General features: G+C 74.7%; 6 protein-coding genes and 1 tRNA gene. 1 reads left to right on the forward strand and 6 read right to left on the reverse strand.

What is annotated here, in order from left to right; all coding sequences use genetic code 11:
- Window positions 1-392: 392 nt before the first annotated feature.
- Window positions 393-466, reverse strand: a tRNA-Thr gene (locus tag ACZ4W5_RS27830).
- Between the two features lie 182 nt (window positions 467-648).
- On the opposite strand from ACZ4W5_RS27830, the gene leuE reads away from it, so the two are divergent.
- On the forward strand, window positions 649-1,305 hold the full coding sequence (gene leuE / locus ACZ4W5_RS27835; protein WP_465657624.1) for a leucine efflux protein LeuE: 657 nt from the start codon (window positions 649-651) through the stop codon (window positions 1,303-1,305).
- A gap of 17 nt (window positions 1,306-1,322) precedes the next feature.
- Here leuE and ACZ4W5_RS27840 read toward each other — a convergent pair whose 3' ends face one another.
- From ACZ4W5_RS27840 to topA, 5 genes are all read right to left on the reverse strand, one after another.
- On the reverse strand, window positions 1,323-3,035 hold the full coding sequence (locus tag ACZ4W5_RS27840; RefSeq protein WP_465657626.1) for an alpha/beta hydrolase: 1,713 nt from the start codon (window positions 3,033-3,035) through the stop codon (window positions 1,323-1,325).
- Window positions 3,036-3,209: 174 nt separating this feature from the next.
- The gene (locus ACZ4W5_RS27845; protein ID WP_465657628.1) at window positions 3,210-4,442 is read right to left on the reverse strand and encodes a hypothetical protein; all 1,233 of its coding nucleotides are present in this window, start codon (window positions 4,440-4,442) and stop codon (window positions 3,210-3,212) included.
- A gap of 269 nt (window positions 4,443-4,711) precedes the next feature.
- Window positions 4,712-5,923 (reverse strand): DNA polymerase III subunit delta', encoded by a 1,212-nt coding sequence (locus tag ACZ4W5_RS27850; protein WP_360227691.1) that lies wholly within the window; start codon window positions 5,921-5,923, stop codon window positions 4,712-4,714.
- Between the two features lie 301 nt (window positions 5,924-6,224).
- On the reverse strand, window positions 6,225-9,656 hold the full coding sequence (tmk, locus tag ACZ4W5_RS27855; protein ID WP_465657629.1) for a dTMP kinase: 3,432 nt from the start codon (window positions 9,654-9,656) through the stop codon (window positions 6,225-6,227).
- A gap of 203 nt (window positions 9,657-9,859) precedes the next feature.
- Entirely contained in the window at window positions 9,860-12,724 is a 2,865-nt protein-coding gene (gene topA, locus ACZ4W5_RS27860; RefSeq protein WP_465657631.1) for a type I DNA topoisomerase, read from the reverse strand.
- Between the last annotated feature and the right edge of the window lie 245 nt (window positions 12,725-12,969).

The raw sequence follows: 12,969 nt of genomic DNA on the forward strand, positions 1-12,969 counted from the left end.
GATCCGCCTGTACGACCTCCGCCACGGCGCGGCCCCTGTCGCGCTTGCCGGCGGGGTCGACATGAAGGTGGTGTCCGAGATGCTCGACCACCCTCCATCAAGATCACGTCGGACACCTGCACCAGCGTCCTGCCCGAGGTCGCCAAGGGCGCGGCCGAGGCCGCCGCGAAGCTCGTCCCCCTTCGGCGGAGGACCGAAACCGAGGCTCGCGCCAAGGCCTCCGCGAAGGCTGTGGCCGAGGCTGAGAAGGCCAAGGGCTAACCCAAGATCAACGCCCACACTCACGCATCGCTCACGCAATCGATCTTGCAGGGCGTCGCCGACGCCTGCCCGCACGCCGAGAAAAGGCAAAAGCCCCAGGTCACGGCGAGTGAGTCCTGGGGCTTCTACAGAGCCGCCTGCGGGATTCGAACCCGCGACCTACGCATTACGAGTGCGTTGCTCTGGCCAACTGAGCTAAGGCGGCACCGCTGCCACGTGTGGTGGCAACGCGGGTCAGTCTACACAGGTTCGCAGGTGATCCGTAGCCGGGGCGGTGGGGCTGGGGTGGGGCTGGGGCAGGGGTGGATGGTTTTCGCTTCAATCGATCGCCGGTGCGACGTTACGATGAGCGCCCCCCTGCCAGCCCTCCCCACTCCCGGAGCCACCGTGTTCGGTGTCAACGACCTGGCGACGTACGTCCTCGGCGCCCTCGTCATCATTCTGCTGCCCGGCCCCAACTCGCTGTACGTGCTGTCGGTCGCCGCCCGCAAGGGCGTCCGGACCGGGTACCGGGCGGCGGCGGGGGTGTTCGTCGGCGACCTCACGTTGATCAGCCTGACCTCGCTGGGGGCGGCCTCGTTGTTGAAGGCCAATCCGGCGGTGTTCGCGGTGGTGAAGTTCGGCGGTGCCGCGTACCTGCTGTGGATCGGGTTCGGGATGCTGCGGGCGGCCCGCCAGCTGTGGCGCGAGCGCCGGGCGGAGGCCGATTCGGTGGGCGGCGCGGAGGCCGTGGAGGAGGCGGGTGAGCGGCCGTTCCGGCGGGCGCTGGTGATCAGCCTGCTGAACCCGAAGGCGATCCTGTTCCTGCTGTCGTTCTTCACCCAGTTCGTCGACCCGTCCTACGGGCAGCCGGTGCTCTCCTTCGCGCTGCTGGGCGGGATCCTGCAGGGTTTCAGCATGCTGTACCTCTCGCTGCTGATCTTCGCGGGCACCACGCTGGCGACGGCCTTCCGTCGCCGCCGGCGCCTGTCCGCGACCCTGACCAGCGGTGTCGCCGTCCTGTTCGCGGGCTTCGCCGCGAAGCTGGCGGTCTCCTCCGCCTGAGCGCGGGTCCGCCGGGGCTACCGGTCGCAGCGTTTGCCCTGTTCCGGCGCCTCCCCGGTGAGCAGGAAGTGGTTGACCGCGCCGTCGACGCAGCTGCTGTGCCGCCCGTACGCGGTGTGGCCGTCGCCGTCGTAGGTGAGCAGGCGGCCGGATTCCAGCTGTCCGGCCAGTGCGCGGGCCCACTCGTAGGGGGTGGCCGGGTCGCGGGTGGTGCCGATGACGACGGTCGGGGCGGCGCCGGCGGCGCGGATGGTGTGGGCCGCGCCGGTGGCCCGGACGGGCCAGTAGGCGCAGGTCAGGGCCATCCAGGCCATGTCGCGGCCGAAGTGCGGCGAGGCGCGTTCGAAGTCGGGCACCGCCCGCTGGACGTCCTCGGGCGAGCGGAACGGCGCGGGCAGGTCGAGGCAGTTGACCGCCGTGTTGGCGAACATCAGGTTGGGGTAGGAGCCGTCCGCCTCACGCCCGTAGTAGGCGTCGGAGAGCTTGAGCAGCCCGGTGCCGTCGCCGGCCTTGGCGTCGGTGAGCGCGGTGCGCAGCTTGGGCCACAGGAACTCGGCGTACATGGCCTGGACGACGCCGGTGGTGGCCTGGGCCTCGGTGAGCCGGCGTCCGTTGTCGGTGCTGGGCAGCGGGTGGGCGTGGACGGTCGCGAGCAGGGCGGTGAGCTGGTCGCCGACCTGCTGTTCGGTGCGGCCGAGCGGGCAGTCCTCGCGCTTGGCACAGTCCACGGCGAAGGCGGCCCAGGCGGTCTCGAAGCCGCCGGCCTGGGTGCGGTTGCCGGTGACGGAGTCGAGCGCCGGGTCCATGGCGCCGTCCAGCACCACCCGGCCGACCCGGCTCGGGAACAGGCCCGCGTAGGTGGCGCCGAGGAAGGTGCCGTACGACTTTCCGACGAAGTTCAGCCGCTCGTCGCCGAGCAGGGCGCGCAGCACGTCCATGTCGCGGGCGGACTCGACGGTGCTGAGGTGGCCGAGCGCGGCCCCGGCCTGCCTCCGGCAGCCTTCGGCGAACTCCTTGTCGACGGCGACCAGCGCGTCGACCGCCCCCTGGTCGCCGGGGGCCAGGTCGGCGGCGGTGAAGGCGTCCATCCGCTCACCGTTCAGGCAGCTGACCGGGTTGCTGCGGCCGACCCCGCGCGGGTCGAGGCCGACCAGGTCGTACCGGGCGCGCACCGTGCGGTCGTACGTCCCGGCGACGGCCTCCAGATAGTCGACCGCCGAGCCGCCGGGGCCGCCCGGGTTGAGCAGCAGCGAGCCCGCCCGGGAGGTGTCGCCGGCGCCGCCGGAGTCGCCGGGCCGGGCGGCGGCCCGGGCGGCCGAGAGGGTGAGCTCGCCGTCACCGGGGTGGTCGTAGTCCATCGGGACCCGGAAGGTGGCGCACTCGAAGCCGCCGTCGCACGACTGCCAGGCCGGGTGCTGTGCGTAGTACGGCGCGAGCGCGGCGGGGACGGCTGCGGGCAGCGGCTCCAGCGGGGTGGCTGCGGCGCCGGCACCGTCACCACCACCGGCACCGGCACCACCGGCCCGCGCACTCGCACCCGCACCGGCACCCGCACCGGCACCCGCACCCGTCGAGTCGGAGGAGGCCTGCCCGGACGCACCGGACGCACCCGACGCACCGTTCCCGCCGGCCGGCCCCGAGGAACCCCGGCCGCACCCGCCCGCCGAAGCCGCCAGCAGCCCGACCGCGAGCACCACCTCAACCACCCGCAACCGCGCGAAGCCCCTCATCCGCTTCCTCTCCACCCACCACTCCGGGGCCACTCCGAGCCCGCCGGGACCACTCCGAGCCCACTCCGAGAAACGCACGCGAACGAAGAAACACCGCTGCCCGGCACCCACCCCGGGCACCGGGCAGCGTAACGCCGGCTCGGCCGGCGCTCACGACGCCCCGACCAGCGTCGCTCAGGAAGCCTTGGCCAGCGCCTCGGCCAGGAACTGCGCCGCCTGACGGACCAGTCGCAGCCGCTCCCGGTCCACCGAGTAGTCCTGCACGTTGTCCGAGATCCGCACCTCCGCCTTGGCCGCCGGGCCCGGAGCGGCCTTGAGCGAGGCCTGCAGCTTGCGGGCCGCGTCGAGCCCGGCGGCGTCGCCCTTGGCGGCGGCGAGCAGCAGCTTGGCCGCGCTGCCCGCCGGGGCCTCGGCGCCGGTCTGGGTGAGCGCGGCGGTGTCGTAGCGGCCGGAGACGGCGGCGGCCGCGCCGTACAGGTCCGGGCGGGAGAGCCCGGCCGCGGCGGCACACGGCGCACCGGCGTCGACCCCGAGGGTGCCCCAGGAGGCCGGGCCGGGCGGGAGGGTGCGGAAGGAGGCGGCGATGGTGGTGCGCAGGGCCGCGTCGTCGGCGACGGCGGCCGGGGCGGCGGCGACCAGTTCGCAGGGGTGCGCGGTGCCGGTCGGCGCCTCGGGGGCGACCAGGATGAACGGGCGGGCGCGGCCGGCCTGCAGGGCGGCACCGACGCCCTCGAAGACGTCCGGGACCTCGGCGTCGGCGGTCTTGCGCGGGGTGGCGGCGTGCATCACGACGACCGGGAAGCGCGCGTTGGGCTCCTTGGCGTACTGCGCGGGCAGCCACACCCGGACGTTGCGCGGCTTCCCGTCGGGGCCGAGCACGGCGGACTGCAGCAGTTCGCCGCCGCCCGGGTGCCCGACGCTGTCGAAGCGGCTGACCACGGCGGGGGCGGCCGCCGACGCCGTGGCACCCGCCGCACCCGCACCCGCCGCGCCCGCCGCACCAGGAGACGCCGCCGCACCCGCCCCCGCAGCCGACTCGGTGGCGGCAGGCGGCGCCGCCTGCTGCCGGCCCGCCGTACCCGCTGCCCCCGGCGCCCCCGGCGCGGAGCCCGACCAGGCCCCGGCGGCGGCCGCGTCCACGGCCGATCCGGTCCGGTCCGTCGGAGAGGAGGTGTCGCGCCCCAGACCGCCGAACGCCCCGAGCGCGGTCAGCAGCGTCAACGCGGTGACGCACACCCCGCAGACCATCGCCCCGCCCGCCCGGACCAGCATCGGCCACCGGTCACCCGCCAGCTCGTAGGTCGCGGCGGACTGCAGGTCGCGCCAGCGCTGGAGCGCACCGCGCGCCAGCCAGAGTCCGCCGAGGGCAGCAGCCAGCAGGGGAATGACGAGGAGCGGACGAACCACGGAACGCACCACCTCGGGACGAGGGCCGGCGCCGGACCGGACCCGGTGCCGTGCGGGGGGCGACCGCTCCGGCGGCGGACCCTCCCGACGGGGAGGACCGGGGGTACGGCCGGGGCGCAGTCGGCCCCAGCGTGCACAACGGGCACGCCGTCACACGCGGGTGTGCCCGGCGAGTATCGCCCGTTCACTCGAAGGTGGGACGCCGGACCGGTCCCCGGCGCCTCCGGGCGGCGTACGGGCCCTGCTCCACCCCCGGCCGGGCCCGCCCCTCAGCCCGCCCGGAGCGCCATCGTCATCGCCTCGACCGCCAGCAGCGGGTCCACGTTGCGGTCCAGCGCCACCCGGCAGGCGAGCACCGCCTCGATCCGACGCAGGGTGTTCTCGGCCGTCCCGTCCTGGGCGACCCGGTTCAGCGCCTGCCGCTGGTCCTCGTTGGCGAGCGCACCGGTGGAGCCGAGCTGGATCGCCAGCACATCCCGGTAGAACCCGAGCAGGTCGAGCAGCGCGACCCCGAGCGTCTCCCGGCGGGTGCGGGTGGCCCGGCTCTTCTGCCGCTTCTCCAGCTCCTTGACGGCCCCGGCCATGCCGCGCGGCGCCTTGCTGCCCTCGGCAGCGCCGTAGGCGGCCTTGAGGTCGTCGGTCTCCTTGGTGTCCTGGGTCTCGGCGAGGGCCTCGGCGTCGGCCTTGGCGGTGTCGACCAGGCGCTGGGCGGCGGTCAGGCAGCCGCCGATGTCGGCGACCTCCAGCGGGATCCGCAGCACCTCCGCCCGGCGGGTGCGGGCCTGCTCGTCCACGGCGAGGCGGCGGGTGCGCTCGATGTCGCCCTGGCCGGCGAGCGCGGCGAGGCGGGCGGTCTCCGGGTCGACGCCGTCGCGGCCGACCAGCATGTCGGCGACCGCCTCGGCGGCGGGCGTGCGCAGCACCAGCAGGCGGCAGCGCGAGCGGATGGTCGGCAGCACGTCCTGGACGGAGGGGGCGCAGAGCAGCCAGACGGTGCGCGGGGACGGCTCCTCCACGCCCTTGAGCAGCGCGTTGGCGGCGGCCTCGGTGAGCCGGTGGGCGGCGTCCACCAGGATCACCGACCAGCGGCCGCCGGTCGGGTAGCTGGAGGCACGCAGGACCAGGTCGCGCATGTCGCCGACGCCGATGGACAGGCCGTCCGTCCGCACGTACTTGACGTCGGCGTGGCTGCCGGCCAGCACGGTGTGGCAGCCGTCGCAGAACCCGCAGCCGGGCGTGCCGCCCAGCGCGAGGTCGGGGCTGGTGCACTGGAGGGCGGCGGCGAAGGCGCGCGCGGCGGTGACCTGCCCGGCGCCGGGCGGGCCGGTGAACAGCCAGGCGTGCGTCATCAGGGAGGCGTTCCCGCCCTGGTCGGCGGTGGCGCCGCGACCGGCCTCGACCGTCGCCCAGGCCGCCCGGGCCGCAGCGGTCAGCTGGTCGACCACCCGATCCTGGCCCACCAGGTCGTCCCAGACGGCCACAGCTGCTCCCAAGCTCCGTACGGCAGCGCGCCAGGCGCCGATTCCCCGCCGTCGAGCATACGTCTCCGCTCCGACAGCCACTGCTCCGTCCGAGGCACACCGGGCCGCGCACGACGGCCGAACCACGGCCCGACCACCGCCGGACCGCCGCCGAGCCACCGCCGGGCCCAGCCGAACCACAGGCGGACCACATCCGACAGCCGCCCGCCCCCGGTACGACGACGGGCGGCGTCACCCAGGGGGCTCCCCCGGTACGACACCGCCCGTCCTTCGACCGGCCGTCAGACCTCCCGGCCCGCGCTCAGCTGCGCCGGCCCCAGCGCCGGCCCTTGCCCTTGCCGCCGTCCTCGCCGCGGCCGTCACCGCCACTGCGGCCGGAGTCGTCCGGGTCGCCGGCGTGGTCCCAGCGCGCCCACTCGTCCCGCGAGCCGAGCAGCGTGTCGGTGAGGCTCGGCAGGTCGTCCATCGGCGTCTCCTCGGCCCAGTCCGGCCTCGGCCGCTCGGCGGTGGACTGCGACTCGCCGAACTGCGGCCCGCCGGACTGCGACTCGCCGGCCTGCGGCGCGCCGGACTGCGGAACCACCGGCAGCTCACGGGTGCTGTCCACCGGCTCGCCAGGACGCCCCGGACCGACCCGCGGCAGCACCGCGGTCTCGTCCACGGCGGGAACCCGCGGCAGCACGGCCGTCTCGTCCGCCGCCGGCACCTTCGGCAACACCGCGGTCTCGTCGACGGCCGGCACCTTCGGCAGCCTGGCGGTCGCCTCAGCCGCGTTCGCACTGTCTGCGGCCTTCGCAGCCTTCGCGGCCTCAGCCGCCTGGACAGCCGCCTGCCGGTCGCGCAGCGTCAGCTCCCGCGTCGCCTCGTCGCCGAGGCCGTCCGCCGCGTCCAAAGAAGTGTCCCGAGGCGCCTCCCGAGGCACGTCCCGAACCGCCCGAAGCTCCGCCGTCGCCGCATCCCCGACAACCGGCGCACCAGCCCCACCGACAGCCGTCACACCCGCCGCACCCGCCGCAGCGGCCCGGTCCGAAGCCGTCTCCGCCGCCGCAGCCGCAGCCGCGAGCGCGGCGGCCTGCGCCAGCCGGGCCTCCTCGGCCCGCTGCAGCGCCTCCTCCGCCCGGCGCCGCTGCTCCTCGCGCGCCAGCTCCCGCTGTCGCTGGAGCTCGGCCTGGGCAGCCGCCTCGTCGGCGATCCGCTTCCGTTCGGCGGCCTCCGCGGCCAGCCGGGCCTCCTCCTCCGCCCGACGGCGAGCCTCTTCCTCCGCCCGGCGACGGGCTTCTTCCTCGGCCCGACGGCGGGCCTCCTCCTCGGCCTTGCGCCGCGCCTCGGCGGCGACCCGTTCGGCCTCCTCCTTGGCCAGCCGCTCCTGCTCGGCCTGCTCGGCCCGCAGCTGCGCCAGCACCTCCTGGCGCTTGCGCTCGGCGGCCTCCTCCTCGGCCTTCTTGCGGGCCTCCTCGGCGGCGCGCCGCTCGGCCTCCTCCCTGGCCAGCCGCTCCTGCTCGGCGCGGGCGGCCTTCTCCTGCTCGGAGAGCGGCAGCTCGCGGTCGAGCCGGTGGCGGATGGCGGTGGTGACGAAGCCGGGGGCCTGGCTGCCGTCCACCACGAGGTAGCGCGCCGGGTCGGCGGCCGCGAGGGCGAGGAAGCCGGCCCGGACCCGCTGGTGGAACTCGGTGGGTTCGGACTCCAGCCGGTCGAGCGCCTCGGTGAAGCGCTCCCGGGCCCGGGTGGGGTCGACGTCCAGCACCACGGTGAGGTCGGGCAGCAGCCCGCCGGTCGCCCAGCGGGAGATCCGGGCGACCTCGGTGGCGGCCAGGTCGCGCCCGGCCCCCTGGTAGGCGATGGAGGAGTCCATGTACCGGTCGGTGATCACCACGGCGCCGCGGGCGAGGGCCGGCCGGATGACGTTCTCGACGTGCTCGGCGCGGTCGGCCGCGTAGATCAGCGCCTCGGCGCGGTGCGACAGGCCGGTGTTGCCGACGTCCAGGACGAGGCCGCGCAGCCGCTGGCCGACCGGGCTGCCGCCGGGCTCGCGGGTGAGCACGACCTCGTGCCCCTTGCCGCGGATCCACTCGGCGAGCGCTTGGGCCTGGGTGGACTTGCCGGCGCCGTCGCCGCCCTCCAGGGCGATGAAGAAGCCGGTGCCGGTGCCCCGGTGCGGCACCGGGCCGCTGCCGCCGCGGACGGCGTCGACCAGGTCCCGGCCGAACGGCACGGTGCCGCGCCGGTCGTCGGTGCGCAGCAGCACCACGGCGGCGAGGACGAGGGTGAGCAGCCCCGCGGTGGCGACGGCGAGGGCGCCGCCGCCGTGGATGAAGGTGAACGAGCCGGGCTCGACGGTGCCGTACTCGACGTCCCCGTAGCCGGCGGCGATCAGCGGGACGACGACCAGCGCGGCGGCGACCACGGCCCGCAGCACCGCGTACAGGTGCTCGGTGACCTTGGGCAGCCTGGCCTCCTCGACCTCCTGGGCGAGCAGGCCCCGCCCGGCGGAGACGACGATCCCGGCGGTCAGTCCGGCCAGCACGGTGAGCAGCAGGACCAGCACGAAGTCCAGCACCAGCCCGGCCAGGATCAGCGCGACGCCCTCGGCGAGCAGCGCCAGCGCGAGCAGCCGGCGGCGGGAGAGCGAGGGCAGGGTGGCCCGGGTGAGCCGGGCGCCCAGCGCGGGGGCGCCGGCCGCGGCGAGCACGACCAGGCCGTAGCCGATCGGCCCGGCCCGGTGCTCGGCGGCGGTGAGCAGCGCCAGGGCGGCGACGCCCGCCATCGAGGCGTAGCCGGCCGCGACGGCGAAGGTGAAGTACGGGGCGCTGCCGGTGCGGCCCTTGCTCAGGGCGGGGCCGGGGGCCGCGTCGGTGGGGGCGCGCAGGCCGGTCAGCGGCGAGTGCGGGGCGACGGCCACGAGGCCGCCGGGCAGCTGCTGGAGGTGGCTGCGGACGGCCGCGGCGGCGAACAGGCCGGCCGCGCCGAGGGCCGCGAAGGTCAGCTGGTGGGCGCGCAGCCAGTCCGAGCCGAGCGCCGCGCCGACGTTGTTGAGCAGGGTGAACGCGACCAGGCCGACGGCGCCGAGCGGCACCGTGACCCAGCCGGTGAACCGGTCGATGCTCCGGACGGTGTCCAGGTTGGCGGCGGCCGGCCGCTGCTCGGGGGCCGGGGCGTACGGGTTGGCCGGCGGCAGCAGGCCGGGGACGGCGACGGCCCTGGCGATCCCCCGGACCCGCTCGGCCGCACCGGTGAGGAACACGGTGGCGAGCAGCACGTACGTGGCCCCGCCGGAGGGCTTGGGGCCGGAGCCCAGCCAGACCGTCCACCAGGGCGCGAGCCCGATCAGCAGGGCGCTCAGCGAGTCGGAGCCGACCAGCGTCCAGCGCCGGTCGAGCTTGCCGGCGACCAGCTGGTGCACCGGCTCCAGCAGCGCCACACCGACCAGCCCGGTGGCCGCCACCCGGACGGCGAGGACGGCCGCCACGGCGAAGGCGAGGCTGCGCGGCAGGTCGCCGAGCTGCCCGCCCTGGGCGACGGCGATCACGGTGAGCGCGAGCAGCACCAGCAGCCCGAGCCGGTCGGCGGTACCGCCGATCAGCTGGGTGGTCCACAGGCGCCGGTAGGGCCTGGTCCGCAGCAGCGCCCGGGCCCGCTCCACCGGGGTTCCGGCGGGCGCGACCTCGGGCAGGTCGGGCCCGGTGGCTCCGGCGGCCGGGGCGGCGCTGGGGGTGGGCTGCTCCTCGCTCGTCATACGGTCAGCGTAGCGGGCCGGGCTTTGCCCGATCGGGACGAACGGGGTTCCGGTTCGCCCTCATCACCGGCCTGTGACGATCCCTGCACAGAGCTCGGGCCCGCGCCCCCCGGTGGGGGACGCGGGCCCGGTGCCGCCGTCTTGCTGCCGTCGGGCCGCTGCCCGGCCGTCACCCGGCTGCCCTCGGACTGCCGCCCGGCGGATCAGCCCTCGTCGGTGGTGGTGGCCTTGGCGGCCGCGGTCTTCTTCGCGGCCGTCTTCTTCGCCGCCGCCGTCTTGGTGGTGGTGGTCTTCTTCGCCGCCGTCTTCTTGGCGGCGGTCTTGGTCGCCGTCGCCTTGGCGGTGGTGGTCTTCTTGGCCGCGGCCTTCTTCGCCGGGGCCTTCTTGGCCGCCTTCTTCACCGGCCCGCGCGCCCGCTTCTCGGCGAGCAGCTCGTAGCCGCGCTCCGGCGTGATGGTCTCGACGTCGTCGTCCTTGCGCAGCGTGGCGTTGGTCTCGCCGTCGGTCACGTACGGGCCGAAGCGGCCGTCCTTGACCACCACCGGACGCTCGGAGACCGGGTCGGTGCCCAGCTCCTTGAGCGGCGGGGCGGCCGCGGCACGACCGCGCTGCTTGGGCTGGGCGTAGATCGCCAGCGCCTCGTCGAGGGTGATCGTGAAGAGCTGGTCCTCGCTGGTGAGCGAGCGCGAGTCCGTACCGCGCTTGAGGTACGGGCCGTAGCGGCCGTTCTGCGCGGTGATCTCGGCGCCCTCGGCGTCGGTGCCGACCACGCGCGGCAGCGAGAGCAGCCGCAGCGCGTCCTCCAGGGTGACGGTGTCCAGCGACATCGTCTTGAACAGCGAGGCGGTGCGCGGCTTGACGGCGTTCTTGCCGGTCTTGGGCGTGCCCTCGGGCAGGATCTCGGTCACGTACGGGCCGTAGCGGCCGTCCTTGGCGACCAGCATGTTGCCGCTGACCGGGTCCGGGCCGAGCTCGAAGTCGCCGCTGGGCTTGGCCAGCAGCTCCTCGGCCAGCTCGACGGTCAGCTCGTCCGGCGGCAGCTCGTCCGGGATGTCGGCGCGCTGGCCGGGCTCGCCCTCGACGGTGGAGGCGCGCTCGACGTACGGGCCGTAGCGGCCGACCCGCAGGGTGATGTCGTCGCTGATCCGGAACGAGCTGATCTCCCGGGCGTCGATCGCGCCGAGGTCGGTGACCAGTTTCTTGAGGCCGCCCAGGTGGTCGCCGTCGCCGTTGCCGGCCTCGGCGGCAGCACCGGCCGCGCCCTCGCCCTCACCGAAGTAGAAGCGCTTGAGCCACGGCACGGACTGCGCCTCACCGGCGGCGATCCGGTCGAGGTCGTCCTCCATCCTCGCGGTGAAGTCGTAGTCGACCAGCCGACCGAAGTGCTTCTCCAGCAGGTTGACCACGGCGAAGGAGAGGAAGGACGGGACGAGCGCCGTGCCCTTCTTGAACACGTACCGGCGCTGGATGATCGTGTCGATGATCGACGCGTACGTGGAGGGGCGGCCGATCTCCCGGTCCTCCAGCTCCTTGACCAGCGAGGCCTCGGTGTAGCGGGCCGGCGGCTTGGTGGCGTGGCCCTCCGGGGTGATCCGCTCGGCGGCCAGCGGGTCGCCCTGGGCGACCTGCGGCAGCCGGCGCTCGCGGTCGTCGAGCTCGGCGTTCGGGTCGTCGGCGCCCTCGACGTAGGCCTTGAGGAAGCCGTGGAAGGTGATGATCTTGCCGGAGGCGGAGAACTCGACGTCCCGGCCGTCGGCGGAGGCGCCGCCGACCCGGACGGTGACGGACTGGCCGACCGCGTCCTTCATCTGGGAGGCGACGGTGCGCATCCAGATCAGCTCGTACAGCTTGAAGTCGTCGCCGCTCAGACCGGTCTCGGCGGGGGTGCGGAAGCGGTCGCCGGAGGGGCGGACGGCCTCGTGCGCCTCCTGGGCGTTCTTGACCTTGCTGGCGTAGGTGCGCGGGGCGTCCGGCAGGTAGTCGGCGCCGTACAGCTGGGTGACCTGCGCGCGGGCGGCGGTGACGGCCGTCTCCGACAGCGTGGTCGAGTCGGTGCGCATGTAGGTGATGAAGCCGTTCTCGTACAGCTTCTGGGCCACCTGCATGGTCCGCTTGGCGCCGAAGCCCAGCTTGCGGCTGGCCTCCTGCTGGAGCGTGGTGGTGCGGAACGGCGCGTACGGCGAGCGGCGGTACGGCTTGGACTCGACGCTGCGGACGCTGAACGCGGTCTGCTCGAGGGCGGCGGCCAGCTGGCGCGCGGCCTGCTCGTCCAGGTGCAGGGTGTTGGTGCTGCCGGCCTTGAGCCGGCCGTCCGAGCCGAAGTCGCGGCCGCTGGCGATCCGCTTGCCGTCGACCGAGGCCAGCCGCGCACCGAAGGTCTCCGGGTTGGCGGCGTCGGCCGGGGTGCGACCGGTGCCGAAGGTGCCGACCAGGTCCCAGTACGAGGCGGAGCGGAAGGCCATCCGCTCGCGCTCGCGCTCGACCACCAGACGGGTCGCCACGGACTGCACCCGGCCCGCCGAAAGCTTCGGCATGACCTTCTTCCACAGCACCGGCGAGACCTCGAAGCCGTAGAGGCGGTCGAGGATGCGGCGGGTCTCCTGGGCGTCGACCAGGCGCTGGTTCAGCTCGCGCGGGTTGGCCACGGCCTCCTGGATCGCCGCCTTGGTGATCTCGTGGAACACCATCCGGTGCACCGGCACCTTGGGCTTGAGGACCTGCTGGAGGTGCCACGCGATGGCCTCGCCCTCGCGGTCCTCATCGGTGGCCAGGAAGAGTTCGTCGGACTCCGCCAGGAGCGACTTCAACTTGCTGACCTGGGACTTCTTGTCCGCGTTGACCACGTAGATGGGGGCGAAGTCGTGATCGACGTCCACCCCGAGGCGGCGCACCTCGCCGGTGTACTTGTCCGGTACCTCGGCCGCGGTGCTGGGCAGGTCGCGGATGTGCCCGACGCTCGCCTCGACGATGTAGCCGGGGCCAAGGTAGCCCTTGATCGTCTTCGCCTTGGCCGGCGACTCGACAATGACGAGTCGCTGTCCGTGCGCGGTCTCGCTGCTCGGGGACACCTTCGCTCTTCTCTCCCGGTCCGTATGTGGCTGGTCGGCGCTGGCAGCACGGGCTGCGCTCCGCCCGACCCCTCCACCGTCCCGGGGTCGCCACTGCACGACACCCCACCAGCGGAGTGTGACCGTACCCCGGCCACCCTTGTCAAACGGACGGATCCCGCTGTTTCGCTTGCCGCGCTCACCGACGCCACTCGAACGGTAACCCGATGACGGAGGTTCGCGCCCCGTGGAGGGGGGCTTCGGCA

Source organism: Kitasatospora sp. NPDC029367 (assembly GCF_055569135.1).